At 60.0% G+C, this 26000-nt stretch carries 18 protein-coding genes, 7 pseudogenes and 1 other annotated feature; of the genes and pseudogenes, 21 read left to right on the top strand and 4 right to left on the bottom strand.

Going from position 1 to position 26000, the window contains the following annotated elements; genetic code table 11:
• Positions 1–4 precede the first annotated feature (4 nt).
• From CUJ90_RS19670 to CUJ90_RS19630, 7 genes and pseudogenes are all read left to right on the top strand, one after another.
• A complete protein-coding gene (locus CUJ90_RS19670) occupies positions 5–271 on the top strand; it encodes a hypothetical protein (protein WP_073431995.1) in 267 nt (88 codons plus the stop codon).
• A 629-nt stretch (positions 272–900) separates the two neighbouring features.
• A pseudogene (locus CUJ90_RS19660) lies at positions 901–1917 on the top strand (reverse transcriptase domain-containing protein); the annotation flags it as partial.
• Positions 1918–2020: 103 nt separating this feature from the next.
• Entirely contained in the window at positions 2021–2452 is a 432-nt protein-coding gene (gene tnpA / locus CUJ90_RS33760) for an IS66-like element accessory protein TnpA (RefSeq protein ID WP_073430870.1), read from the top strand.
• The gene (tnpB, locus tag CUJ90_RS19650) at positions 2449–2796 is read left to right on the top strand and encodes an IS66 family insertion sequence element accessory protein TnpB (protein WP_114163688.1); all 348 of its coding nucleotides are present in this window, start codon (positions 2449–2451) and stop codon (positions 2794–2796) included. Before tnpA ends, tnpB begins: the two co-directional genes overlap by 4 nt.
• 51 nt (positions 2797–2847) lie before the next feature.
• On the top strand, positions 2848–4392 hold the full coding sequence (tnpC, locus tag CUJ90_RS19645) for an IS66 family transposase (RefSeq protein ID WP_114163687.1): 1545 nt from the start codon (positions 2848–2850) through the stop codon (positions 4390–4392).
• A gap of 11 nt (positions 4393–4403) precedes the next feature.
• A complete protein-coding gene (locus CUJ90_RS19640) occupies positions 4404–5000 on the top strand; it encodes a plasmid pRiA4b ORF-3 family protein (RefSeq protein ID WP_073430804.1) in 597 nt (198 codons plus the stop codon).
• A 946-nt stretch (positions 5001–5946) separates the two neighbouring features.
• Positions 5947–6758, top strand: a protein-coding gene (locus CUJ90_RS19630; RefSeq protein WP_114161924.1) for an IS5 family transposase whose coding sequence is annotated in 2 segments (ribosomal slippage) — positions 5947–6286 and positions 6286–6758 — 813 coding nt in all. Because the reading frame shifts where the segments join, the coding sequence is not laid out codon by codon here.
• A gap of 291 nt (positions 6759–7049) precedes the next feature.
• On the opposite strand, the gene CUJ90_RS19625 is transcribed toward CUJ90_RS19630, so the two are convergent.
• Both CUJ90_RS19625 and CUJ90_RS19620 read right to left on the bottom strand, forming a co-directional pair.
• Entirely contained in the window at positions 7050–8648 is a 1599-nt protein-coding gene (locus CUJ90_RS19625) for an integrase catalytic domain-containing protein (RefSeq protein WP_114162142.1), read from the bottom strand.
• Between the two features lie 146 nt (positions 8649–8794).
• Positions 8795–9034: pseudogene (locus CUJ90_RS19620) on the bottom strand (methyl-accepting chemotaxis protein); the annotation flags it as partial.
• Here CUJ90_RS19620 and CUJ90_RS19615 point away from each other — a divergent pair.
• From CUJ90_RS19615 to CUJ90_RS19550, 14 genes and pseudogenes are all read left to right on the top strand, one after another.
• A pseudogene (locus tag CUJ90_RS19615) lies at positions 9008–10273 on the top strand (aldehyde dehydrogenase family protein); the annotation flags it as partial. The pseudogenes CUJ90_RS19620 and CUJ90_RS19615 sit on opposite strands and share 27 nt — an antisense overlap.
• A 686-nt stretch (positions 10274–10959) precedes the next feature.
• Positions 10960–12183 carry an IS110 family RNA-guided transposase gene (locus tag CUJ90_RS19610; RefSeq protein ID WP_073431994.1) on the top strand — a complete coding sequence of 408 codons (1224 nt, stop codon included), beginning with the start codon at positions 10960–10962 and terminating at the stop codon, positions 12181–12183.
• A 23-nt stretch (positions 12184–12206) separates the two neighbouring features.
• Positions 12207–13145: pseudogene (locus tag CUJ90_RS19605) on the top strand (IS3 family transposase); the annotation flags it as partial.
• Positions 12488–12604 (top strand) — a sequence feature (AL1L pseudoknot). Its footprint overlaps the pseudogene before it by 117 nt.
• 42 nt (positions 13146–13187) lie before the next feature.
• Positions 13188–14599 (top strand): annotated as a pseudogene (locus CUJ90_RS19600) (IS30 family transposase).
• A gap of 4 nt (positions 14600–14603) precedes the next feature.
• Positions 14604–14912, top strand: a pseudogene (locus CUJ90_RS19595) (integrase core domain-containing protein); the annotation flags it as partial.
• Between the two features lie 437 nt (positions 14913–15349).
• On the top strand, positions 15350–16282 hold the full coding sequence (locus CUJ90_RS19590) for a LysR family transcriptional regulator (RefSeq protein WP_073431992.1): 933 nt from the start codon (positions 15350–15352) through the stop codon (positions 16280–16282).
• A gap of 179 nt (positions 16283–16461) precedes the next feature.
• Positions 16462–17478, top strand: coding sequence for a PDR/VanB family oxidoreductase (locus CUJ90_RS19585; protein WP_161553704.1), 1017 nt, complete (start codon positions 16462–16464; stop codon positions 17476–17478).
• A gap of 81 nt (positions 17479–17559) precedes the next feature.
• Positions 17560–18675, top strand: a complete 1116-nt coding sequence (locus CUJ90_RS19580; protein WP_073431991.1) for an aromatic ring-hydroxylating dioxygenase subunit alpha — start codon at positions 17560–17562, stop codon at positions 18673–18675.
• Between the two features lie 184 nt (positions 18676–18859).
• The gene (locus CUJ90_RS19575) at positions 18860–20221 is read left to right on the top strand and encodes a TIGR00366 family protein (protein ID WP_114163734.1); all 1362 of its coding nucleotides are present in this window, start codon (positions 18860–18862) and stop codon (positions 20219–20221) included.
• A 41-nt stretch (positions 20222–20262) separates the two neighbouring features.
• On the top strand, positions 20263–21432 hold the full coding sequence (locus CUJ90_RS19570; protein ID WP_073431989.1) for a CaiB/BaiF CoA transferase family protein: 1170 nt from the start codon (positions 20263–20265) through the stop codon (positions 21430–21432).
• Positions 21429–22151: an enoyl-CoA hydratase/isomerase family protein gene (locus tag CUJ90_RS19565; RefSeq protein ID WP_073431988.1), complete on the top strand. Its 723-nt coding sequence runs from the start codon at positions 21429–21431 to the stop codon at positions 22149–22151. The genes CUJ90_RS19570 and CUJ90_RS19565 overlap by 4 nt, the downstream gene beginning before the upstream one ends.
• Before the next feature lie 25 nt (positions 22152–22176).
• Complete coding sequence (locus tag CUJ90_RS19560; RefSeq protein ID WP_114163143.1) at positions 22177–23283, top strand: S-(hydroxymethyl)glutathione dehydrogenase/class III alcohol dehydrogenase; 1107 nt, start codon at positions 22177–22179, stop codon at positions 23281–23283.
• Between the two features lie 23 nt (positions 23284–23306).
• Positions 23307–24194 carry an S-formylglutathione hydrolase gene (fghA, locus tag CUJ90_RS19555; protein WP_114163733.1) on the top strand — a complete coding sequence of 296 codons (888 nt, stop codon included), beginning with the start codon at positions 23307–23309 and terminating at the stop codon, positions 24192–24194.
• Between the two features lie 52 nt (positions 24195–24246).
• Positions 24247–24630: a VOC family protein gene (locus CUJ90_RS19550; RefSeq protein WP_073432974.1), complete on the top strand. Its 384-nt coding sequence runs from the start codon at positions 24247–24249 to the stop codon at positions 24628–24630.
• A gap of 631 nt (positions 24631–25261) precedes the next feature.
• Here the strand turns inward: CUJ90_RS19550 and CUJ90_RS33605 are convergent.
• Entirely contained in the window at positions 25262–25384 is a 123-nt protein-coding gene (locus CUJ90_RS33605; protein WP_268802017.1) for a hypothetical protein, read from the bottom strand.
• Positions 25385–25793: 409 nt separating this feature from the next.
• Positions 25794–25964, bottom strand: a pseudogene (locus CUJ90_RS19540) (DUF1488 family protein); the annotation flags it as partial.
• Between the last annotated feature and the right edge of the window lie 36 nt (positions 25965–26000).

Genomic DNA, 26000 nt, shown 5'->3' with positions numbered 1-26000 from the left:
AGCCATGGGCCAGCCTCATACGAACCTTACGGCACCGCTCCTTACCGTCGACTCGACACTATGGTTTTCGGCCTACGCTTTCGGTTGGGGATACTGCGCCTTTGCGCTTCCTGCTGAAACGGTTTGTGAAAAACTCGGCGCTGTGAACGAGACCCCGAAACAATTGATGCTTGCCTTCGAGCTTGGCAAGCGCCGGCTTTTGCAGACTGTGGAGCAGAAAGCGTTGCCGGGTACGGGCGAGCGGATAATGCTTTCGACCGACGATCTCTGACGGCGGACTAACGTGCCGCTGCCTCATGATATTGCGACACCAGGTTCGCGACGCGCGACTGCAAACTTCCGCTGAGGCGTGCAGAGCTGACATTTGACTGTCCGTCTAAATACGCCGACGAGAGGCGGAAGGTGGCCGAGGCTGTGTGAAAACACAAAACTACTCGGTTTTCGGGTGTCGTTTTACCCTTCCCAAGTCACTGCCAAGCCAACACAGCGCGATCTGAAGGGTCGATTTCTTTGAGAACCTTATTCAACGTGCGTTTTCACACAGGTGCGCCGGGAGACCGGCAAGGAGTAAGTGGTGCAAGTCCACTGCGATGAAGGAATAGCGAACCACATCGGCCCCGAGCCGTGCGCAGGCATCCGCGAGGATGTCGGCGAAGCGTCGGCAGGGGTACGTACAGGCCAGCCATTGAGCCACGATAGAAAACTGATTCCGGGTGCCGACGCTGTCTGTGTAGCGGAAGGCAAAACGTCTGAGCGCGCAAACGCGAGCGCTCGGATGACCCGGCGTGGTCGTAGAACCTGGCATGTGCGCACGCTCCTTGTTCGGGAACCGGGAGATCTCCAGTCTGGCCTGTCGCAGGATGGACAGGTCCGCATCGGGAAGGCGAGGAGCCGTAGCCGATGATGAACGGACGGGAGAAGTCAGACTCCGCCATAGTAGCGATGAAGCCCGCGAACAAGGCTGGGGAACCAGCTGCGGAGTGGGTGGAGCCAAGGGCGGGGACCAAGGGGAACACGGGTCAGCCACACACGCACCGGGCGCAGAACCGGGCAAGCGTGCCACAGGGGCTGGAACGTGTACGGCAAGCTGCAAGACAGCGGAAGAAGGAGCGGTTCACTGCGCTTCTACACCACGTCACGGTTGACCGACTTCGGATGGCATTCTTTGCGCTCAAACGCAATGCGGCTCCCGGAGTGGATGGCCTGACGTGGCGGTACTACGAGGCAGGACTGGAAGAGCATCTCCAGCGCCTGTTCGCGCAGGTACAGAGCGGAGCGTACCGGGCACTGCCTGTTCGGCGACAGTACATACCGAAGCCGGACGGCAAACAGCGCCCGCTGGGGATTGCCGCGCTGGAAGACAAGATCGTCCAGCGTGCGGTGGTGGAAGTGCTGAACGCGATATACGAGGAAGACTTTCTTGGTTTCTCGTACGGGTTTCGGCCCGCGCGTAGTCAACATGATGCGCTGGATGCGTTGGCGACGGCCATCACCCACACCCCGGTGAACTGGATTCTGGACGCGGATCTTCGGAGCTTCTTCGACTCGGTTAGCCAGAGTTGGCTAGTCCGTTTCATTGAGCACCGGATCGGCGACCAGCGCATCATCCGCCTTGTGCGCAAGTGGCTCAAGGCGGGTGTTCTGGAAGACGGAGAGCTGAGCGTCAGTGAGACCGGTACACCACAGGGATCAGTGGCTTCACCGCTGTTCGCGAATGTGTACCTGCACTACGTCTTTGATCTCTGGGCCAACCGGTGGCGACGGCGGGAAGCAAAGGGCAACGTGATCATCCTGCGGTATGCGGATGACATCGTTGTCGGCTTCGAGCACGAAGCCGACGCGCGGCGCTTCTGGGACGCGATGCGATCGAGGCTGGAAGAGTTCTCGCTTGAGCTACATCCGGACAAGACGAGGCTGCTGGAGTTCGGCCGCTATGCAGCGGTCAACCGTAAGCGTCATTTCGTGGCCGCATGGACAGAGCTGAAGCCGGTGTCCAAAGTGATGTCCGTTACTTCAAGTGATGGGGACTACTTTGGACACACGGAATGCGCGATCATCGAACCGCAAGGGCCGACCGAACTACACACCAGAGTACCGGCGGCAAGTTGCCGTCGCGGCCTGCGAGCCGGGTATTTCGGTGGCCAAGCTCGCGCAGGCGCACGGACTGAATCCGAATATGGTGTTCAAGTGGCGCCGGCAACTGCGGGCGGGCCTGTTTGAAGGGGTGGCGCACAGCGCAGCGGTGTTGCTGCCCGTAGCGCTACCTGATGCACCGACCGGCGATGCCGCAGACCCGGCGTCGCTCGCTCTACAGCCTGTCGAGCCACATCGCGAGAGCGTACCGGCAGCGTCGGGCATCGAGATCGAACTGAACGGTGCCCGTGTACGCGTCACGGGCATGGTCGACCCCGTGCAGCTGCGCCTCGTGCTGCGCTGCCTGATGCCAGCATGATTACGCCGCCAGGCGGTACCCGCGTATGGCTGGCAGCGGGCGTTACCGATATGCGCCGTGGCATGGATGGACTTGCCGCGCTGGTGCAGTCAGCACTCGGACGTGATCCCTTCTCGGGGCACATCTTCCTGTTTCGTGGGCGTCGCGGTGACCTCATCAAGATTTTATGGTGGAGCGGTGACGGCATGAACCTGTACGCGAAGCGACTCGAGCGTGGACGTTTCGTGTGGCCGCAGGCGGACTCGGGAACAGTCCATCTGTCAGCCGCCCAACTGTCGATGCTGCTCGAGGGGATTGACTGGCGGCATCCAGAGCGGACGTGGCAGCCGACGCACGCCGCGTAACGCCGGGTGCGGGAACGCACAAGCGCGTGGGCTTCATTTACACTGGCATGCATGCCAGCCAATCATCTGCCCGATGACATCGCCGCTCTCAAGCGCATCGTCGCCTCGCGCGACGAGACCATCGCGCAGTTGCTGGCCGAGATCTCGCGACTGAAGCGATGGCAGTATGGCCGCTCATCGGAGCGCATGACAGAACTGATGGACCAGTTGCAGCTCGCGCTCGGTGAGCTGCCTGTTCCTGAACCAGATATGGCAGCACCGGCGAAGGCGCCTGATGCCGACGCGACTGCGGATACGTCGGCCACCACGAACCTTATTCCACTGCGCCGCAAACCGCGGCACTTCCCTGCCCATTTACCTCGCGATACGGTTGTTCATGCGCCGTCAAACTGCGGATGCCCGGAATGCGGCAAACAGATGCGTGCGCTCGGCGAAGACGTCTCGGAGGTGCTCGACTATGTGCCCGGCTACTTCAAGGTACTGCGTCACGTACGTCCGAAGCTGAGCTGCCCGCGCTGTGCTGCAGTGGTGCAGGAGCCTGCACCTTCGCGACCGATAGCGCGCTCGATGGCGGGTGCCGGGCTGCTCGCGCAGGTCGTCGTCGCGAAGTACGCTGACCATATGCCGCTGTACCGGCAGGCCGGCATCTATCGCCGCGCGGGCATCGAACTGGACCGGGCAACACTGGCATCGTGGATTCGTGAAGCGGCTGCGCTGCTGCAACCGCTGTCCGATGCGCTCGGTGGTTACGTGCGCGCCGCAGACAAGATCCATACCGACGACACGCCCGTGCCGGTGCTGGAGCCGGGGCGTGGCAAGACACGCACGGCGCGCCTGTGGACCTATGTGCGCGATGACCGCCCGGCAGGGAGCCGCGCGCCGCCAGCGGTCTGGTACAGGTACTCACCCGACCGCAAAGGTGAACGACCTCGGGAACATCTGGCGGGCTACACGGGAATCCTGCAGGCAGATGCCTTCAGCGGGTATGACGCGCTATATCGTGACGGCACGGTCATCGAGGCCGGGTGCTGGGCGCATGCGCGGCGCAAGTTCTACGACCTGTACAAGCTGGACAGCTCACCAATTGCCGAGGAAGCACTGCGCCGCATTGGGGCGCTGTATGCCGTTGAACGCGAGGTTCGCGGCCAGACGCCGGACGTGCGCCTGTCTGCGCGTCAGCTGCGCTCGGCCCCATTGCTCGCTGAACTGAAGGCCTGGTTCGAACACACGCTGTCACAGGTATCGACGAAATCGGGGCTGGCGAAGGCGATCAGATACTCGCTGGGACACTGGCATGCACTCATACGCTATTGTGAAGACGGGCGCGTCGAGGTGGACAACAATACGGCGGAGCGCGCGATCAGGCCGCTGGTTCTCGGCAGGCGCAATTATCTGTTCGCAGGCTCCGACGGCGGTGGCCAAAGCGCGGCGGTGATCTATAGCCTGATCGGTACGGCGCGCCTGAACAGCATCGAGCCGTTTGCCTACCTGCGCACGGTGTTTGAGCGCATCGCCGATCATCCCATCAACCGCATCGACGAGTTGCTGCCGTGGCGCCTGATGCCGGCTGCACACATCGAGCAGCAAGCCGCCTGACAATCAAGCCGATGGTCCAACCCCGCAAACCTGCCGTGCGCCTGGTCAAGGCGCCAGTGCCCGATTACGTACTGCGCGCTGAGCTGAAGTACATCAAGCCGGCGATCTGGCGACGAATCATCGTTCCCGGCTCGATCCGGCTGGACAAGCTGCATGTCGTGCTGCAACTGGCCATGGGCTGGGAAGGCGGGCACCTGCACGAGTTCGTCTTCGGCGAAACCAACTATGGTGAACCTGATGACTTCGGATTCCAGAGCAATCCACCGATGCTCAATGAAGCACGGGTCACGCTGGCGAAGGCGCTGGGCGGGCTGAAATCATTCACCTATATCTACGACTACGGTGACAACTGGCAGCATCGGATCAAGGTCGAGAAGGCGCTGGTGCCTGATCCAGACATGAGCCGGCCGCTATGCCTAGACGGGCAGAATGCGTGTCCGCCGGAAGACGTCGGTGGAGTGCCAGGATATGCCGACTTCCTCGAAGCGATCACCGATCCGACGCACGAGGAGCACGACCACTTCCTCGAGTGGTGTGGCGGCAGCTTCGATCCCGCCGCCTTCGATCTCGTGCTCGCGAATCAGCGGCTCTCAGAGGTCAAGTTCTGATCGTCAAGACGGCCTCAGATTGACGCTTACGGTCAACCGCCAGAGTCGGGGTCTTGGCCGACCGGAGACCTTCACCTTTCTGGGTTTCATCTTCATCTGCGGCAGATCCCGTCGCGGGGCTTTCCAGTTACAGCGGAAGACCCGAGGGGATCGCATGCGGGCGAGACTCAGGCAGATCAAGGAGGCGCTACGGAAGCGCATGCACGAACCGATTCCAGTGCAAGGGCAATGGCTCAGGCAGGTGGTTCGCGGATACTTCGCGTATCACGCGGTGCCTACCAACTCGCGGGCACTCGTCGCATTCCGACATCACGTCACCGATCTATGGCGGCGCACGCTCCGGCGGCGTAGTCAGAAGGACGCCATGACGTGGGAGCGAATGCGACGAATCGCCAATGCCTGGCTTCCGCCCCCTCGAATCCTTCATCCGTGGCCTGATCGGCGCTTCGCCGTCAAACACCCGAGGTAGGAGCCCGGTGCCCGAATTGGGCACGCCGGGATCTGTGCGGGGGGTGCTCAGTAATGGGCATCCCTACCGCAATCCTCGGCCGGAGACTGACCGCACTTTTGAGGACAGTGCTCCCTAGCACTTCGCCGCGACCATAGCTCCGGTCTCGATATCGATGTAATGCTCCAACCAGTTCCTCGGGTCTCCCAAATAGATATTCGAGAGTTGGGGTAATCGAAATCATTCAACTGGTTTTGCGGTTGAAAATTGATGACGTGAACGGCACACCGGCCTGGCGAAGAACCTGAGTGCCAGACAGGCTTTTCGCAGCCGACCCACTGTGAAGGATCGTCAGGCGCGAATCTCATCGTGGCGCAGGGAGCAATCCCCACAACGACGCCGAATAGATTTAGAAGCTGTTGCGAAATTAAGTTTTGGGTCTGTTAACTTTTCTGACTTGGTGTTAACTTCTTGTCTTGTTTTGCCTGACAGGAAGCAATGCCTAAAGAACTCATAGACGACGAATTGTGGTCACTCATCGAACCGCTTCTGCCCGCGCGAGCACCGCGCAATCGCCAGTACGCGGGCCGCAAACCGACGCCAGACCGAGCAGTGCTGACTGGCATCGTGTTCGTGCTGCGCTCGGGCATTGCGTGGAACCTGCTGCCGCAGGAAATGGGTTGCGGCTCAGGCACCGCCTGCTGGCGACGGCTCGTCGCATGGCAGAAGGCCGGTGTCTGGCAACGTATCCACGAAACGCTGCTGGCCGAACTGCGCCGCCGTGGCGAAATCGACTTAACGCGTGCCATCGTCGACAGCTCATCAATTCGCGCCATGCTGGCGGGAAAAAAACCGGCCCGAATCCCACGGACCGGCGCAAGCTCGGCAGCAAGCACCACCTCATCGTCGACGCGCAAGGCATCCCGCTCGCGGTCATCCTGACCGGCGCAAACCGCCACGACATTACGCAGCTCGATGCACTGGTCCAGGCCATTCCACATATCCGGGGCAAACGGGGACGTCCCCTGCACAAGCCGCAAATCGTTCAGGGCGACCGGGGCTACAGTTCCGAGCCACATCGGCAGCGCTTGCGCGAACGTGGCATCACGCCCGTGCTCGCAAAAATTGGCTCGCCCCATGGCAGCGGACTCGGCAAAACGCGTTGGCAAGTCGAGCGCTCGATTGCCTGGCTTCACTCGTTTCGACGCCTGAAGATTCGCTATGAACGCTACGCCCATATCCACGAGGCTTTCCTCTCGTTAGCTTGCGCCTTGATTTGCTGGACGCGCCTCAAGCCTTGGTTTAACTAATTTCGCAACAGCTTCTTAAGCAAGCCGACTCTCCATCGAAGATCAGGGTTGCAAAAATGGGGTGGACCATAGATTTGGCACATTGATGCCGTTCGGTTCTGGAGGCCCTCAATCATGCCCAGCTCCCCGAAGGGAGGGCGGTGACCATTCCGTCTCGACACCGAGACGGCCGGGGCGCCGCCCTGGCTGCCTCCGAATCTCCAGATAGCATCGGCAACGAGCGTTCGCTGCGCCCGAGCCGCTGGGCGGCGACAATGACTACGTCCGGTCGTGTTGCCTCACGGGATGATGTTACTCCCGGGTAGTTGTCACGGACCCGTTGTTTTGCGGTGAAGGCTGGCGCTGCGTAGCGGCGCCAGCCTTCACCGCATCCGCATCCGCATCCGCATGACCAAGTATCCTTGTGACCAGTTCTCTCGCACGGTTCGATCGCCATGCCTTCACACGGCGCTGCAGGGTCCGAAGCTGGGCACTGGAATACATCGCCGGAGCCATCGCGACGAGGCGTTCATGCAGCTTCTTCGCCGTAATCCCGGGCTCGCTCTCAAGCCATTGCTGTATGGTCGGCCACGTATGCTCGAACGGATCTTCACGGCTGCGCCAGGTGTGTGCGACGTGCGCCTTTCGGCGATGCGTCGCTCGAACCTCTCCTTCGTGCCATGCTGTTCCAAGACTCGCCAGGAAGTTAGCGAGGGGGATTTGATCGGCCGTTTGTGTTTCCATCGGCGCCGTACCCGATGCGCTGCATCGTGCGACGCGCTGCTGTGCTTCGCGCATGCGGCGCAATAAGTCCAATGGATCTAGCGCCCGAAACCGCGTACGCAACCTGCGCTTGGTTGACTCGGGTATCGACGCCGATCGCAAGACCCGCTCAAGGGGAGTCAGAGGCGCTTCGTAGCGCTTGGTCACCCGTGCACCATGGCGTGTTTTCGATTTCAGCTTGAATGACGGCTGGAAGAAGTTGATGTACAGCCGCGACACCTCATAGAGGGAAGCGAGGGTTTCGGTAGCATCAAGTCCACGCAACTGGCCATACCCCACGAGGCGGCGCACGATTGAGCCATTCTTCTGCTCAACCCAGGCCTGGTCGTTCTTCTTGTAGGGTCGCGAGCGGGTCAGTTCGATACCCGTCGCTTTGCAGAAATCGAATATGGCCTCGTTCATGAAGGCGCTATCGTTATCGCAATCGATACCGCGCAGCGGAAACGGCAAGGCACGGCTAACGCGCTCGATGTGCTCAAGAACGAATGCACCGCTGCGATAGGGCATGGCCAGGCACTCGGTCCATCCGGTCGCGATGTCTGTCATCACGAAGCTGTGCACGAAGTCGCCGTCGATCTTGGTGCCACCGCAATGCTCGACGAAATCCACCTCGAGATAGCCGGGTAGCGGATCTCTCCAGTCGGCGAACGTGCGGATCGGCACCGCGCGGCGAATTGCGTTGCCGACTCCACCAGCGCGCCGGCGCTGACCGGCGAAGGCCTGTTCGCGGACGTCACGCAGCAGCCGGTCAATGGTCGCGGCGCTGATCTGGTCCATGCGTTGGCGCAGTTGCTTCGATAGGGTCAGGTGACCATGCCGGGTCATCGAGTCGATCAGCGTAGGGATGAGCGCCTTCAGGCGCTTGCCGCAGATCCGGTCGGCGGCTTCCCATAGCGTGATCAGGGCATCCCGCACCTCATCGTCATACCGCCGTTGCGGGCCGGGCCTCGCGCTCGGAGGTTGAGGCTCCCGGCACAGAACGCGGATCGCGTGCTTGCGGTGATAGCCGGTTACCTGAACAAACTCGTCCAGTATCTCGCGCTTCTCATTCCGGTCCGAACGGCGGTACCGCTCACCGACTGCCTCGGTCAATTCCCGTCGTGTTGTCATGCTGAGCTGCCTCGCCATAAGTCGCTCCCGCCAGCATTCTGACGGGTAGCAAATTACATGAGGCAACGACCCTGGCTCGGTAACAAAAAACCTGAGTCAATGCGCCGGACGTCCTGCTTGACGCTATCCACGAGCCGCGTTCTTCACCGGAGTATCACTTCAGTCTAGCGAGTGCGAAACACAGCGACAGCAGCGCGCAGCTGCTGAGCCTGATCTTCTAACGACCCGGCGGCGGCCGCGGCCTCCTCAACGAGGGCCGCATTCTGCTGCGTGATCTGGTCCATCTGGGCAATGGCCTGATTCACCTGCTCAATGCCGCGAGTCTGCTCGTGCGACGCTGCCGCGATCTCGCCCATGATGTCAGTTAAGCGCTGGATCGCCGACCCGACGTTCTGCATGGTTTCGACGAGGTCGGCAGCACCATCCTTGCGCGCAAAAACGAACTCGGTAAGCTGCTGGCACGCGAGGAAGGAAAAACGCTCGCCGAAGCAGTCGGCGAAGTGGGACGCGCCGGACAGATTTTCAAATTTTTCGCGGGCGAGGCATTGCGGGTCGGCGGCGAGATCGTGCCGTCCGTTCGCCCGGGACTGACGCTTGAAGTCACACGCGAACCGCTGGGCGTCATCGGTCTGATTACGCCGTGGAACTTCCCGATCGCTATTCCCGCCTGGAAGATCGCGGCTGCACTCGCGTATGGAAACTGCGTCGTCATCAAGCCGGCGGAACTCGTGCCGGGCAGCGTATGGGAACTCGTCCGGATCGTCGCCGAAAGCGGTGCACCCGCGGGCGTAATCAACCTCGTCATGGGCACGGGTTCGATCGTCGGCGAAACACTCGTCACATCAGCTGACGTGGATGCCATCAGCTTCACGGGCTCGGTTGCGACCGGCCAGGCGATCGCCGCGAAATGCGTCGCCACCGGGAAGAAGTTCCAGTTCGAGATGGGTGGCAAGAACCCGATGGTAGTGCTCGACGATGCGGATCTGGACGTCGCGGTCGAGGCCTGCATCAACGGCGCCTTCTACTCCACCGGCCAGCGTTGTACCGCATCGAGCCGCCTGATCGTGACGGGCGGCATCCACGACCGTTTCGTCGAGGCCATGCAGGCGCGCAGGCGCAGTCTCAGGATTGGTAACGCGCTGGACGCGGCGACGCAGATCGGTCCCGTTGTCGATGCCAAACAGCTGGAACAGGACGAGCGTTATATCGAACTCGCACGCACCGAAGGTGGTTCGGTGTTTGGCGGTGGACGTGCTACCTCGGCAACCGAAGGATTCTTCCTGGCGCCGGCTCTCGTGACCAACACGACGTCGACGATGACGATCAACAGGGAGGAAGTGTTCGGTCCAATCGCTTCCGTCATCAAGGTCGCGCATTACGAGGAAGCGCTTGCCGTAGCCAACGACTCACCATTCGGCCTTTCCGCCGGCATCTGCACCACGTCGCTGGCATATGCGAGCCATTTCAAGCGCCACATACAGGCCGGCATGGTGATGATCAATACGCCGACAGCGGGCGTCGATTACCACGTTCCGTTCGGCGGGCGCAAAGGTTCGAGCCTGGGTCCGCGTGAACAAGGCACCTATGCGCGCGAGTTCTATACGACTGTGAAAACCGCTTACATCGCTCCTGGAAATGTTTGAGGAAGCGGTGAAATAGCGCGAACCGGCAGTATCAAGGAGGTGCTCGAGTTCTCGCTGCACTCACCACGACTGCACGGTAACCGGCTGCCCGTCAGCCGGTTACCCGCCAGTTAACATGCGCAAACAAGCAGTTCTAGCGAGAACACATTCGACGGCGGCAGGTTACGAAGTGGATGTCCGCGTTGAAGGTCCGTTGACCGGTATGGAGCAGCCACTTGAATGACGATCTTTGCGCAACCGCGAAAGGCTGTTTATGGCCGCGCGCTGCCTCATGCAAAAGGCATGCGCACTTGAACCTCGCAAGCCTGTGATCGGCAGCACGCGACCCACTGCCGCCGGTCGCGCCGTCGAGCACTCAAGGGCAGCTAACGGAGTGGTCTGAACCGCCCCGGATTTTGTGGAGGCTCCAACTCTTGAGAGTGATTCATCGGGTTTTTGCCCGACCCCGAAGGATGAAGCGCACGACTGCTGCAGGCGGATCTGGGAAGGAATACGATCATGAGGCAGCGGTGGTCGAGGTCGGCCCATTATCTGGTGCACTGAGCCCGTTTGAGAGTTGGACCCGCAACCCTGCGAGCACCCCGAATTGTGACCGAGGGCACATGTTGCCCTGCCGGAGCACGCTTACCAGAATCCGATAACGAGGGTTGTCGCCGCTGCCATTCTCTATCTTGCAGGAGGGCAGCATGCAGGTACTCTATCCGCGCTGTGCAGGACTGGACATCCATAAGGACATCATCGTCGCCTGCGTCCGTTGTGTGTCTGCGCCAGCGCATCATGAAGTGCAGAGCTTCTGCAGTACCACGAAGGGGTTGCTGGCGCTGTCGGACTGGCTGGCCGCCCATGGCTGTTCCCACGTGGCCATGGAAGCCACCGGCGTTTACTGGAAACCAGTGTGGCACGTGCTCGAGGGCTCCTTCGAACTCGTGCTGGGCAACGCTGCGCATATCCGGAACGTGCCGGGCCGTAAAACCGATGTGAATGACGCGACGTGGATCGCGGACCTGCTCGCACATGGGCTGATCCGCTCAAGCTTCGTTCCGCCTGCGGCGATCCAGGAGTTACGTGATCTGACACGCACACGCAAACAACTGACGCGTGAGATCGCCCAGCATTGTCTGCGTATCCAGAAGCTGCTCGAGGATGCCAATCTCAAACTGGGCAGCGTCCTTTCTGACGTACTTGGCGGCAGCGGGCGCGCGATCCTGAAGGCTATCATCTCGGGCGAGAACAATCCGGTGCTGCTCGCGGCACTTGCGCAAGGTCACGCGCGCAAGAAGACGGGTGAACTACGCGAAGCATTGCGCGGACGCATAACGTCCCATCACCGTACGATGCTCGCGCTCCATTTGCAGCTCATCGACGCCCTTGAGCACGCGCTGACTGATCTGGATGCGGCGGTGGGACTCGCGCTGACGCCAATCCGGCAGCACGTTCAACTGCTGAAAACCATTCCCGGCGTCGGTGACCTGACCGCCCGGGTCCTGGTGGCCGAGATTGGCGTCGACATGATGCGCTTTCCCGATTCCGCTCACCTCATATCGTGGGCTGGACTGTGTCCCCGCAATGACGAGAGCGCCGGTAAGCGCCGCAGTACGCGCGTTCGCAAGAGCGGCACATGGCTCAAGACGGCACTCGTGACTGCCGCATGGGCCGCAGTACGTACGAAGAACAGCTACCTGTTCGCCCAGTTTACTCGCATCAAGGCGCGGCGCGGCTCAAAGAAGGCAATCATCGCAGTGGCTGCATCAATGCTCACGGCAGCGTGGCACTTGCTTCGTAATGGAGTGGAATATGCAGATCTCGGTGCAGACTATTTCGCCCGGCATGACATGCAGAACACCGTCAAGCGATTGCTAAAACGCCTCACGGATCTTGGATATCCGGTGCAGCCAGCTTCTCCGTCATAAGGGCTTCTTACCAGAATGGAGCCATGAACAAGAAGGTAACCAAGTTTTCCCCGGAAGTCCGGGAGCGCGCAGTGCGTCTGGTGCGCGAGCAGCGTAGCGAACATCCGTCGATGTGGGCGGCGGTCGAATCGATTGCGCCGATGATCGGCTGCACACCGCAGACACTGCACGAGTGGGTCAAGCGCGACCAGGTCGACCACGGTGAGCGCGATGGCGTGACCTCAGACGAGCGCGAGCGCCTCAAGGCCTTGGAGCGCGAAGTCAAGGAGTTGCGTCGTGCCAACGAGATTCTCAAGGTCGCGAGCGCGTTTTTCGCCCAGGCGGAGCTCGACCGCCGTTTCAAGTCCTGAAGGCCTTTATCGATCAGCATCGCGACACCTTCGGGGTCGAGCCGATCTGCAAGGTCTTGCGGATTGCCCCGTCGGGCTACCGACGCCATGCCGCGCAGCTTCGTGATCCGTCGCGGCGCTCTGTTCGCGCAATCCGCGATGAACGTCTGCGGCCGGAGATCGAGCGTGTGTGGCGGGCCAACATGCAGGTCTACGGCGCCGATAAAGTCTGGAAGCAGATGAACCGGGAGCGTATCGTGGTGGCGCGCTGCACGGTCGAACGGTTGATGAAGCAACTGGGTTTGCGCGGCGTGATGCGAGGCAAGCGTGTTCGCACGACTGTTCCTGATGCCATAGCCCCGCGCCCGCTCGATCGGGTCAATCGCCAGTTCAAGGCGGCACGGCCGAACCAGCTCTGGGTTTCGGATTTCACCTACGTTTCGACGTGGCAGGGCTGGCTGTACGTGGCCTTCGTGATCGACGTGTTCGCTCGCCGTATTGTCGGCTGGCGCGTCAGCACCTCGATGACCACGGACTTCGTTCTGGATGCACTTGAACAGGCGCTTTACGCGCGACGCCCGGGCGACGACGGGGCCTTGATACACCATTCGGACAGAGGGTCCCAAGGCGGATTCAACCGGTCGTCGCAACACCTTAAACTAAGGAGGTGTTGCCATGGTTCAAAGTGCAAAGCGGGTGTATCAGTTGACAGGGCGAGCAGCGATGTACTCACCGGGTGCGCCGTCGCTTGGAAATGAGGTCGAGCGTCGCTTTTGGCTACAGATCGGAACCGGCATTACAAGCGAGAAAGCAGCGGAGGCGGTCGGCGTGTCTCAGGCGGTAGGCTCGCGCTGGTTCCGCTATCGTGGCGGCATGCCACTATTCATGTCGAAACCTATCGCTGGTCGATACTTGTCGTTCGCTGAGCGAGAAGAGATAGCATTGCTTTCTATTCAAGACATCGGTGTACGCGAAATCGCCCGCCGCATCGGACGCAGTCCATCAACCGTTTCAAGAGAGCTTACCCGCAATGCGGCGACACGTGGTGGGTACCTCGAGTATCGTGCTTCGGTCGCGCAGTGGAAGGCGGAGCGGATCGCCAAACGACCAAAGCCGGCGAAGCTAACGAGTAATGCACGGCTGCTCCAATACGTACGGGAGCGTTTGGAGGGCAAGGTGCGTGACGCGGATGGCCGTGATATTGCAGGTCCCAGGCAGGCGCCCTTCAAGGGGCGCAATAAACCACATCGCGGGGACCGAAAGTGGGTCAACGGCTGGTCACCCGAGCAAATTGCTAATCGATTGAAGGCCGATTTCCCGGATGATGAATCTATGCGCATCTCTCACGAAGCCATTTATCAAGCCCTCTATATTCAAGGGCGCGGTGCACTCAAGCGGGAGCTGGTGGGTTGCCTTCGCACCGGGCGTGCCTTGCGCGTTCCCCGAGCGAGAGCGCGTGCCAAGGCATGGGCGCATGTCAGCGAGGAGGTGATGATTTCCAGCCGGCCTGCAGAGGTGCAAGATCGTGCTGTGCCGGGCCATTGGGAGGGAGATCTGATTATCGGTTTAAATCGATCAGCCATCGGCACGTTGGTGGAGAGATCAAGCCGCTTTACGATGCTCGTGCACTTGCCTCGCGAGAAAGGCTATGGGGTGATCCCACGCACGAAGAACGGGCCCGCGCTCGCCGGCTATGGAGCTGTCACGATGGCCAACGCACTCAAGAAGACTGTGGGGGACTTACCTGCTCAGTTGTGGCGATCACTGACATGGGATCGTGGCAAAGAGCTGGCCGATCACGCACGCTTTACTATTGAGTCGGGCGTGAAGAGTCGGGCGTGAAGGTCTTCTTCGCCGACCCGCACAGTCCATGGCAGCGTGGTACGAACGAAAACACCAATGGCCTTCTAAGACAGTACTTTCCAAAGGGCACGGACCTGTCCAGATGGAGTGTTCAAGAGCTCCAGGCAGTTGCTAACACGTTAAACGCAAGGCCCCGGAAAACGCTCGGCTGGAAGACGCCTGCGGAAACCCTGGACGCCTACCTAAAATCCGTTCAACATTCTAGTGTTGCGACGACCGGTTGAATCCGCCCAATACGTCAGCATTCGCTATAGCGAACGGCTGGCCGAAGCGGGCATCGAACCGTCGGTCGGCAGCCGGGGCGACAGCTATGACAACGCCTTGGCTGAAACGATCAACGGCTTGTACAAGGCTGAACTGATTCATCGCCGCGCCTGGAAAACGCGGGAATCCGTTGAACTGGCAACGCTGGAGTGGGTGGCCTGGTTCAATCATCATCGATTGATGGGACCCCTCGGCTATATCCCGCCCGCCGAAGCTGAGGCAAACTACTATCGGCAACTTGAAACAGCTGCCGCTGAACCCGTATTAACTTAAACCAACCAGCCTCCACGATTCCCGGGGCGGTTCAGTCCGGTCAATCAAGCCCGAGTCATTGGGACAATAGTTCGGCCTTTGCCGACATTCGAGTGTCGGCGTTCGTCAGGCGGCTACGGATCGCCTTCCTGTCATTCGCATGTCGGCGCGGCGAATGACCGGTCTCACCGCAAGCGGATGCGTACTTGCGGCCCAAACCGGTCAAGCGAAGTCCCAGCCGGAATGCCATAAAACAGTAGGTCGCGAACCTGTGGCGTGCGACGCCTCTCGCCTCGCCTCCCTTACCACACTGTTCGAACGAGCGTCTCAATGAGCTGGCGTTGAGGATGCTCGACGCCCTGAAGCCCGTCGAGCATGCAACCCTCACGCAGCCTTAGCAAAGCACCAGGATTTTCCACCGCTTACGGATGCCGCGCCACTGCGTACACTGATCAGAAATGATCTGGCTGAACTTCCTCAATACGAAGCGTGCGGAGGCAAACGTGACTTTGCAACAACTGGAGACGTTTTTCTGGACGGTAACGCTAGGCAGTTTTTCGGCGGCTGCCGAGAGGTTGTATGCTACACAGTCCGCAGTGTCCATGCGGGTGCGCGAACTCGAGCGCACGCTTGGCGTTGAGCTATTCGATCGTACCCACAGAACGGCACGGCTCACGCCGAGGGGACGAGAGCTGATGGAATACGCCAGCCGAATTCTCGATTTGTCGACAGAACTCGAGCATCGCATCGCTGCGCCGGAATCGATGTTCGGCACGGTGCGTTTTGGTGTCGCCGAAGTCATTACGACAACGTGGTTGCCTGAACTGATACGCACCATCGCGGAGCGCTATCCCAACGTACGCCTTGAAATTGAGGAGGCGCTCACAGCAGAGCTCATGGAAAGCCTTGCGCAAGCCGAACTTGAGCTTGTCCTTGCGCCCGGTCACTCGCGTGCGCAAGAGCTCTCGACGTTGTCGCTCGGCGCGGTTGCCTTCGAGTGGATGGCGAGCCCTGCGTTGGGGCTTGAGGATCGCGTATACGGCCCGGCAGAGCTGGCGGGCTACCCGATCATCGGGATGAAGCCGAAGTCATTTCACTATTCGGCGATCGAGGACTGGTTCCAGAATGAACATGTGCGCGGCCGTTATCTCGCGCGCTGCAAAAGCGTAGCAGTGGCGGCTTCAATGACGATGGCTGGTATGGGCGTCGCGTACCTGCCAGCAAAACATTACGCGGGCGAAATAGAAAGTGGCAGGCTTAAAATCGTCACAACGTCTCCACGACTCGAACCTGTCCAGTTTGTCGCCGTTTTCCCCCAGGGACACTCCTTCTCGCTGGCCCGGACTGTGGCTGAACTCGCCCGCGAGGTGAGCACTTTCGACAGACAATAGGTGTCCGCAATATGTTGCATTGCGTCAAATAAGTTCAAGAAAGTTGATGTATGCACTCGAAAATTACTCGCTTGTCCTTATAAGTCGACGCCTCTACTCTTTCTCTAAAGCAACGGCGCGCTGATCGACACGATCCGAGCCACCGAAGTTGCCATCCAGAGCAGCATATGGAGGAAGACATGAATGCAATCACTCTGCACGAAGCCCCACTCGTGCGCCAGGATTCTATTGCGCCCTCGAAACTGCAGGTGCGCGTGCAGTCCGTCTCCTATCTGGCGGACGACATCAATGCGTTCGAATTTGTTAGCGTGGACAGCGACACGTTACCTGCGTTTACCCCGGGTTCGCATATTGACGTTCATTTACCCGACGGCGCGATTCGCCAGTATTCGCTGTGCAATCCATCCACAGAGCGTCATCGTTATGTGATTGCCGTGCTGCGTGATCCGCTCGGCCGAGGCGGATCAGTGGCGATGCACGATGTGTTACGAGCCGGGCAGATCGTCACTGTGTCCGCGCCCCGTAATCATTTTGCATTGTCGAATTCAGCCACCCGACATATCTTCATCGCTGGCGGGATTGGAATCACACCGCTCATGTCGATGGTCGCCGAAGTTCAGCGTCGCGGCGAAGCATTTCATCTGCACTATTGCGCCCGCACGCCGCAACGAACCGCTTTCACGCGTGAATTGTGCGGTCTTGTTGCCAGCGGGCTAGCGTCGATCCACTACGACAACGGCGACCCCAGCAAGGGACTCGATCTGAAGGCGACTCTGCAAAGCCGTCCAGATGGTGCGCATTTGTACTACTGCGGCCCAGCAGGACTCGTGGACGCTATCGAAGCGGCAAGCGGACACTGGCCGCGCGACGCTGTCCATTGCGAGCGTTTCTCCGCATCGGGCTCGCCGGTGCGGACAGCTGGCGACGATCCCGACACGCCGTTCGAAGTCGAACTGGCGCGCTCGAAGAAGCGCCTTACCGTGCATCCGGGTGAGACGATCGTCGATGCGCTGAAACTGCAAGGAGTCGAAGTCGACACCTCGTGCTGCGAAGGCTATTGCGGCACATGCATGACCCGCTATCTCTCGGGTGACCCACTTCACCGCGACTCGGTGCTCGATGAAGACGATCGGGAAGAATTCATCATGATCTGCTGCAGTCGTGCAAAGAGCGTGTCAATTGTTCTAGACCTTTAGTTCAGCGCTTCTGGTTCTTCACATTCAGCCGGCGCAGTGCAATGCGCCTGCTCAAAAAAATCCACTGGAGACGGTTTTATCATGAGCACATTCGAATATGTTAAGGATTGCTGGTATCCCATTGGTTTCTCATCCGAGTTTCCCGAGGGTGAATTGCAAGGACACAAGATAGTCGGACGGCCGGTCGTAATGTGGCGCTCCGATAAAGGTGAAGTCGTCGCGTTCGACGACCGTTGCTGCCATAAGCGCTTCCCGCTCTCGCAGAGCAAACTGCTCGACGGCGGACGTTTGGAGTGTGCATACCACGGATTGTGCTACGACACGAGCGGACAATGTATTGCGATTCCTTCCCAGCCGGATAAGGCGATTCCTTCGCAAGCGCGTCTCAGCGTGGTCCCGGTGACGGAACAGGACGGCGTAGTGTGGATCTGGCCGGGCAACCCCGCAGCGGCGCAACGCGTGGCGCCACCGCGCACGCCGGAGATTCTTGAGCCTGCGAATCTTTCGATCGGTTCTCCAGGCCCACTGCACGTGCCCGCCAATTATCTTCTGCTGATCGAAAACCTGCTCGACATCACACATTTCTATCCATTGCACGACGGCAATATCGGCGACAAGGAGAACAGCAAGATTCCGGTGGAACTGGAAGAAGGCGAAAGCGAAGGATATACGTATGTAAAAACCACCCGACACGTCGACAGCTACCAGCAACCGCCGTATCTGAAGGAATGGTTTCTGTACGACACGGTAGAGCGGATTCATACGCATTGCATGGTGACCCCGGGACTCACGCGAGTCGTGATGCGCGTTGCGCCGCCAGGTGAACTCGGAACAGACAAGGAGCGCGGATACACACTGTTGCATCTCCATTTGCCGGTCGACGAGCGCAATCTGGTCTGGCGTTGGTCCGTGTCGTGCAAGAACTGGCACAGAACCTTGAGCGACCCGACGATGCCAACGGCGCAACGCGTCGCGGAAATGTTCCCGGAAGTTGTCGCACAGGATCAGTGGGCGCTGGAACGCCAGCAAACAATGATGGAGTTTCCGGACGACGGATATTCCGAACTCTTCCTCAAGACTGACAAGGCTTTGCGTCGCGCCCGCCAGATCCTGATGGGCCTTCAGCGTAAAGAGCGAGAGTTGCAGATCGTGCCAGCCGATAGACCGACCGCCGTCAAGGAGCCGGTCACGACCTGAATAGCTGTTTCACGTGGACGGCGTGGCGGGTGCCGGCTCCCGCCACGTGCGAGCGAACGTCCGGCGCACCATAAATATTTGGCTCAATGCCTGGAGACAAATCGTGAAAACTCATGAAACTTCGGCGCCGCTAGGCGTCGCATCGCCACCGTCATCGCATGGCCGGCGTGGGGGAAAGTCGTTGATGCAAAGGGCGGTTGGTTCGTGTGTGTACCTCTTCGAACGACTGATGCCCGATCCCTTCGTGATTGTTATCCTGCTGACCATCATGACCGCGTTATTCGCGATAGCGTTCGCGCCGAAAGCCACACCAGACGTAATTCTAAGCGGCTGGTACAAGGGGATTTTTGGCATCTTCACGTTTGCGTTCCAGATGGTGCTAGTGCTTGTGACCGGTTATGCGTTAGCGAGTGCCCCGATCATCAAGTCCGGTCTGGAACGCCTCAGCCGGCTTGCGGTCGGGCCGTGTTCGGCTGTCATTCTGGTGTTTACAGTCGGTGCAATTGCGACGTTCCTCAACTGGGGCTTCGGACTCGTGGTCGGCGCCATGCTCTCGAAGCAGGTGGCAAAGCACGTACGCGTGGACTTCGCCTGGCTCGTCGCAGCGGGCTACAGTTCCTGGGTGCTGTGGGCGTTCACCGGTATGTCCAGTTCGATCGCGTTGTCGATTGCTTCTCCGGGCAATCCTCTGAATCTGGTTGAGCACCATACGCACAGCGTCGTGCCTTTGTCTCATACGGTTTTTTCAACGTGGAATCTGCTGACTGGCTTTGCGGCGATGATGCTAATCCCCGTCATCTTCATTCTGATGCGGCCCGCAGAGGGCGACATCATCGCGGCCGGGCAAGATGCGCTCGAAGCCGCTGACAAGACCCCTGATCTCGGCGACTCGTCGCGAGCAAACTCATTCGCCGGCATGCTCGAAGGCTCTCGTCTGTGTGCGTTGGTGTTCGTCGTGGCGGGCGCGGCGTACCTCGCCATTGAGTGGACGCGTCATGGCGTCAGCCTCGATATCAACACTGTGATTTTTATTTTTTTGCTGGCGGGCTTGTGTCTGCATGGAAGCCCACGTCGCTATGTCGGCGCGGTGACCGAGGCGGCAAAGGTGACCGGTCCGATGCTGCTTCAGTATCCGTTCTATGGCGGAATTATGGGAATCATGGCTGCAACGGGACTCGCGGAAGTGGTTGCCAATGCCTACATCCATGTCGCGTCGACGGCTACGCTGCCGTTCCTTAGCTATCTCGCGTCGGGGTTGATTACTTTGTTTATTCCGAGCGGCGGCGGCCACTGGGCGGTTCAAGGGCCTTTCACCATTCCTGCGGCCATGCATCTAGGCGCATCGTTGCCCGGCACGTCCATGGCGATCGCCGCTGGCGAGATGGCGGGCAGCCTGCTCCAACCATTCTGGGCGATTCCCGTAGTGGCAATCGCGGGCGTCGGCGTGCAGCGGGTGCTTGGCTTCACCCTGGTGATCTTTCTGACGGCCGGGAGCTTTGTCGGATTCGTCTATCTGTTCATCGTGCCGATTTTCGCCGGTACGTGATTCTGCGCACGAGCGCCTACTGACATTCCATGGGAATAGTAATGAATAACCAGCTCGCACTCGAGGGCGTGAGAGTCATCGAGATATGCAATGTGGCAGCGGGGCCGTTCTGCGGCATGCTGTTGGCCGACATGGGCGCAGACGTTGTCAAGATTGAGCATCCGGAAGGCGGGGACTCGTTGCGTTCATGGCCGCCGATCACGGATGGATTCAGCGAGAACTTCGCTTCTTTGAATCGCAACAAGCGTTCGATTACGTTGAACCTCAAAGACGCGGAAGACGTCAGTCTTGCCAAAGCGCTGATAGGTGACTCCGATGTGCTGATCGAAAACAACCGCCCAGGTGTTATGGACCGGTTAGGCCTTGGCTATGCCGCATTTGCAGGCATCAATCCTAGCCTGCTGTATTGCTCCATTTCTGCGTATGGACAGAGTGGGCCGCGATCTCAGGAAGGTGGTTTCGATCTGACCTTGCAGGCGATGAGCGGCATCATGAGTATCACTGGTGAGCCGGGCTGTGCGCCGGTCAAATGCGGTGTGCCCCTAGCCGATTTTTCTGCGGGTTTGTATGCCGCATTTTCGATTGCGGCTGAGTTGCGGCGCGTCGCGCAGTCGGGTCGGGGCTCGCATATCGACATCTCGATGCTTGGTGCGACGCTCGGCATTGCCGCGTTGCAGACGTCGGAGTATTTCGGCAGCGGTCGCGATCCGGTAAAAATGGGCTCGGCTCATCCGCGCAATGCGCCGTACCAGGTGTTTCGTTGCCGTGACGGCTACTTCGGCATGGCCGCCGGCAACAACGCTCTATGGGTCGCTGTATGCCGGGTGCTCGGTCATCCAGAGTGGACCGACGATGACCGCTTCACCACGCCGAGCCATCGCGCGCGTCATCAGGACCAGCTCAGACTCATGCTTGAGACAATCTTTGCCGACGAGCCCGCGCCATTCTGGCTCGAGCGGTTTCGAGCGGCCGGCGTGCCTTGTGCGCCGATCAACAATTATTCGGATGTGCTCGCCGATCCGCAGGTGGAGCACATGCAGTGGGTCCAGCCGCTCACGTTGCCCAACGGCGTCGAGACTCGTACTTTTGGATCGCCGATCAACCTGTCGGGGCACGGCTTGCCAATACGCCGTGCGCCGCCGGGGCTCGGCGAACATTCGGAAGAGATCATTGCCGGTATCACCGCGCGCCATGCAGTGGAGAAACAATGACGGACCAGCTCCAAATCGAGAGAAGCGCGCAATCCTGGGCGTTCACGTTGAACCGTCCCGACAAGATGAATGCGTTGAACTCGCCGCTTGTCGAAGCGCTGTTGCAGGGCGTGGGCGACGCGCATGCGAGTGGCGCCAGAATGCTCGTATTCCAGGGCGTGGGAAGGAACTTCAGTGCGGGCTTCGATCAGGGTGACCTAGATAGCCAGAGCGACGCAGACCTGCTATTGCGACTGGTGAGGGTCGAGACATTGCTTCATCTCGTGGCGTCGTCCCCCTGTCTGACGGTTGCGTTCGCCCATGGACGCAACTTCGGCGCGGGTGTCGATCTCTTTGCGGCATGCCGGCATCGTTATAGCGCGGCCGATGCGAGTTTCCGGATGCCCGGCTTGCGCTTTGGCCTTGTGCTGGGCACGCGGCGTTTTGGCGACGTCGTCGGCTATACAAAGGCTCGCGAAATTCTCGAACAGACCCGGCAGATGAGCGCAACGGAGGCGGCGGATATTGGCCTCGTCACGAGGCTGGTCGAAGCAGACGGACGCGCCGATGCAGTCGCCGAAGCGCTGCAGGTTGCCACACTGCTTGATCCGACGACGCAACAGCATCTGTATCGCGTACTGGAAAGGGAGCGGCCGGATCAGGATCTCGCCGATCTGGTTCGGTCCGCGTCGCGCCCCGGACTCAAATCGCGCATCCTCGCGTACATGAGCGAGCGCTAATGCGCCAGCTTTTTAAAGGTAACCAATGAAAACCAAAGCAGCTATCGCATGGAAAGCCGGCGCCCCGTTGACGATCGAAGAAGTGGATCTGGAAGGGCCGCGCGCCGGTGAAGTGCTGATCGAAGTGAAGGCGACGGGCATCTGCCACACCGACTACTACACGCTCTCCGGCGCCGATCCCGAAGGCATTTTCCCGGCGATTCTCGGCCATGAAGGCGCGGGCGTGATCGTCGATGTCGGTCCCGGCGTCGGCACGCTGAAGAAGGGCGATCACGTGATTCCGCTCTACACGCCGGAATGCCGCCAATGCAAGTTCTGTCTGTCGCGCAAGACCAACCTGTGCCAGGCGATCCGCTCGACGCAAGGCAAGGGGTTGATGCCCGACGCGACCTCGCGTTTCTCGCTGGACGGCAAGCCCTTGTTCCACTACATGGGCACGTCCACGTTTTCGAACTACATCGTCGTGCCCGAAATCGCGGTCGCGAAGGTGCGTGAAGACGCGCCGTTCGACAAGATCTGCTACATCGGCTGCGGCGTGACCACCGGCGTCGGCGCGGTTGTGTATTCGGCGAAGGTCGAGGCGGGCGCGAACGTGGTGGTGTTCGGTCTCGGCGGCATCGGCCTGAACGTGATTCAAGGCGCGAAGATGGTCGGCGCGGACAAGATCATCGGCGTCGATCTGAACCCCGGCCGTGTCGAGTTGGCGAAGAAATTCGGCATGACGCACTTCATCAACCCGAACGACGTCGAGAACGTGGTCGATCACATCGTGCAACTCACCGATGGCGGCGCCGATTACTCGTTCGAATGCATCGGCAACACGAAGGTGATGCGCCAGGCGCTGGAGTGCACGCACAAGGGCTGGGGGCAGTCGTTCATCATCGGCGTGGCGGCGGCGGGCGAGGAGATCAGCACGCGTCCGTTCCAACTGGTGACGGGCCGCGAGTGGAAGGGCTCGGCGTTCGGCGGCGCGCGCGGCCGTACCGACGTGCCGAAGATCGTCGACTGGTACATGGAAGGCAAGATCAATATCGACGACCTGATTACGCACCGTCTTCCGCTCGAGCGCATCAACGAAGGCTTCGATCTGATGAAGAAGGGCGAGTCGATCCGCTCCGTCGTGCTTTATTGACCCGCGTAAAAAGGAGCATCGCGATGCTTGAACTTTTGTCGCAGCATGCCTGCCACGGCGGCGAGCAGCGTATCTACCGGCATGACTCGCAGACCATCGGTCTGCCGATGCGCTTCTCCGTGTATTTGCCGCCGCAGGCCTTGCAGGCCAACGCGAACGTGCCCGCGCTGTTCTATCTCGCGGGACTGACCTGCACGGAAGAGACTTTTCCGATCAAGGCCGGCGCGCAACGCTTCGCCGCGCAGCACGGCATCGCGCTGATCTCGCCGGACACCAGTCCGCGCGGCGCGGGCGTGCCGGGCGAAAGCGCGGCGTGGGACTTCGGGGTGGGCGCGGGCTTTTATGTCGACGCGACGCAGCAGCCGTGGGCGCAGCACTATCGGATGTACTCGTACGTGCGTGACGAGCTGCGCGAGACGGCGCTCGCGAATCTGCCGGTGGACGGCGCGCGCCTCGGCATCTTCGGGCATTCGATGGGCGGTCATGGCGCGTTGATGCTGGCGCTGCGCAATCCTGAGATTTATCGCTCGGTGTCGGCGTTCGCGCCGATTGCCGCGCCTTCGCGTAGCCCGTGGGGCGAGAAGGCGTTCAGCGGTTATCTCGGCGAAGACCGTGCGGCCTGGAAGCAATACGATTCGAGCGAACTGGTCGCGCATGCGCAGCGCAAGTTCGCGCAGGGCATTCTGATCGATCAGGGGCTCGCGGATCAATTCCTCGCCGAGCAACTGAATCCCGATGTGTTCGAGGCCGCCTGCAAGGCCGCGGGGCAGCCGCTGACGTTGCGTCGTCATGCAGGCTACGACCACGGGTATTACTTCATCTCGACTTTCATCGAAGATCACATCGCTCATCACGCGAAAATCTTCTCGACAGAATTGTGCCGTTCAGAAGAAAGAATCCCAACAGGTTAGCAATGCATTTTTCGTCAAACTCAACCCACTCTCACTCTCAAAGGAGACGTATATGGCAGTCTTTACTCACTTGACTTTAGGAACAAACGATCTCAACAAAGCACGTTCGTTTTACGACAGCGTGCTCAGCAAGATCGGGCTGAAGCGCATTGCCGATCTCGGCGACAATGGATCGATCTGGGGCGAGGAAACTCCGTCCTTTTTTGTAGTGAAGCCGGCCGATGGGAACCAAGCGACCGTTGGTAACGGCGTTACCGTTTCTTTCGAAGCGCCCGATCGATCTTCTGTGGATGCGTTCTACGCCACGGCCCTGGATGCCGGCGCTCGCGACGAAGGCGCGGCCGGTCCGCGCGGATGGGCACCAAACGCATATGCAGCCTATGTGCGCGATTTGGACGGTAACAAACTTGCGGTGTATTGCTTCAAGCCGGTCTGAGCGTCCTGTTGCTGCGCCGGCGCGGCATCTATGTATGCCCGCCGGCGATTGCCAGCATTGTCCGTCTCGTTATCAACCCTGTTGGTTGGCGCGGTAGTGTCTCGCCATTTAATTCGCCAACCGGGCCTTGGAAGGCGCGCCGGAACGCGACTTCCTTAAGGAGCTTCTCGGAAGTTCTTCTGTACGTCTGTGCCTTAGGGCGGAGGGAGCCCTTAGGCCGGTGCATGGGCGCTCGCCGCACCAGATCTGCATTTTCTTGCGAGTTACAACAGGTGTTAAATTTTAGTTTTGGTGCCGACGACGAATGGCTGGTCTAGAGCGGGGAGCAGGCATAGCACGGTTAATGTCCGAACGTCAGCTCCGGCCGAGATGTTCGCATTGGATATCGGGCAGTTCCCGGAGTGGACCAGCCGTTCGAGTGTCGGCTCAGCGCGCTGTGCGAGCGGCAGCAAGTGGCCGAACCCGGAAATTCTCCTACCGCCCGTCAGTCACCTATCCAACCTCGGCGCGAATTTCCCTTGTCGACCCGTTGCGGTCAACGCACGAGAGGTTTCTAACGTCCGCTACCTATATGTCAGCGGACGGACGCGTCAGGGGGATCGCCAACAAGCCAGGCGCCACACAACGTGTCTCACTGGCTGTGCGCCGGTGCGAAAGCGAACGCCCCTTGGGGATACGACTCCAATGGAGTGTCGTCCGCGCAGTACGAGAACTCGCGATTCACACGCTCGCTGTCGCCATAGATTTTGGACATAACTTCGCACATCCTCTTCGGATGAAGACTAACCACTCCGAACGGCGGCGCAGCACTCTGCACGTGCCGTCCCATAAGCCTAATAACCGGTGCTTCGTGGTCTTTTGCAGATTCACCTGAAAAAGCGATTGCCCAAGACAGCTCATAAAGTCGGTCGCGAGTCGCTAGTGGTATCGGTTTGTCGTCCGGGACCGTGGCAAGAAGTTCATTCATAAGAGACTCGATCCGCGAGAGTGCGCCTGGCTGTCGACCGGCCGCTGCGACTTGCGCCGCGCCAGTTCCAAGCGAGTTCTCGCCGGAAATCTGCTCAAATGCTTCGGCTGCATAGCGTGCCGATTCGTGCCCAAAGCCTGCCAAAACGGTCATTGCGTATGGCCGAATATCGCCGTCGATTTGTCCACCGCTACCTGTTCCGGAATGTCGTCGCGATCCGGGTCTCACTGGCCCCTGGTTCAAGCCAGAAATGGGTCTCCAGTGCCGCGATTGTGATCACGCATTCGATCGTGTTGTTCTGGCGCACGAGGCCAAACACCACGCCACGACGGTTGGCGAGTACCTGCGGTTTAACTTCAGCGGTTTCCGTGGGCGGTCAGGAGGCAGCGCTATCGCGCGTCGA

The organism is Paraburkholderia terricola (assembly GCF_003330825.1).
Lineage (GTDB): Bacteria > Pseudomonadota > Gammaproteobacteria > Burkholderiales > Burkholderiaceae > Paraburkholderia > Paraburkholderia terricola.
This window is presented reverse-complemented; position numbering and strand designations above follow the sequence as displayed.

Coding starts and splice junctions, on each gene's coding strand:
- CUJ90_RS19670 (WP_073431995.1), top strand. CDS start 5: ATGGGCCAGCCTCATACGAACCTTACGGCACCGCTCCTTACCGTCGAC.
- tnpA (WP_073430870.1), top strand. CDS start 2,021: ATGGGGACTACTTTGGACACACGGAATGCGCGATCATCGAACCGCAAG.
- tnpB (WP_114163688.1), top strand. CDS start 2,449: ATGATTACGCCGCCAGGCGGTACCCGCGTATGGCTGGCAGCGGGCGTT.
- tnpC (WP_114163687.1), top strand. CDS start 2,848: ATGCCAGCCAATCATCTGCCCGATGACATCGCCGCTCTCAAGCGCATC.
- CUJ90_RS19640 (WP_073430804.1), top strand. CDS start 4,404: ATGGTCCAACCCCGCAAACCTGCCGTGCGCCTGGTCAAGGCGCCAGTG.
- CUJ90_RS19625 (WP_114162142.1), bottom strand. CDS start 8,648: ATGGCGAGGCAGCTCAGCATGACAACACGACGGGAATTGACCGAGGCA.
- CUJ90_RS19610 (WP_073431994.1), top strand. CDS start 10,960: ATGCAGGTACTCTATCCGCGCTGTGCAGGACTGGACATCCATAAGGAC.
- CUJ90_RS19590 (WP_073431992.1), top strand. CDS start 15,350: ATGATCTGGCTGAACTTCCTCAATACGAAGCGTGCGGAGGCAAACGTG.
- CUJ90_RS19585 (WP_161553704.1), top strand. CDS start 16,462: ATGAATGCAATCACTCTGCACGAAGCCCCACTCGTGCGCCAGGATTCT.
- CUJ90_RS19580 (WP_073431991.1), top strand. CDS start 17,560: ATGAGCACATTCGAATATGTTAAGGATTGCTGGTATCCCATTGGTTTC.
- CUJ90_RS19575 (WP_114163734.1), top strand. CDS start 18,860: ATGCAAAGGGCGGTTGGTTCGTGTGTGTACCTCTTCGAACGACTGATG.
- CUJ90_RS19570 (WP_073431989.1), top strand. CDS start 20,263: ATGAATAACCAGCTCGCACTCGAGGGCGTGAGAGTCATCGAGATATGC.
- CUJ90_RS19565 (WP_073431988.1), top strand. CDS start 21,429: ATGACGGACCAGCTCCAAATCGAGAGAAGCGCGCAATCCTGGGCGTTC.
- CUJ90_RS19560 (WP_114163143.1), top strand. CDS start 22,177: ATGAAAACCAAAGCAGCTATCGCATGGAAAGCCGGCGCCCCGTTGACG.
- fghA (WP_114163733.1), top strand. CDS start 23,307: ATGCTTGAACTTTTGTCGCAGCATGCCTGCCACGGCGGCGAGCAGCGT.
- CUJ90_RS19550 (WP_073432974.1), top strand. CDS start 24,247: ATGGCAGTCTTTACTCACTTGACTTTAGGAACAAACGATCTCAACAAA.
- CUJ90_RS33605 (WP_268802017.1), bottom strand. CDS start 25,384: ATGTCCAAAATCTATGGCGACAGCGAGCGTGTGAATCGCGAGTTCTCG.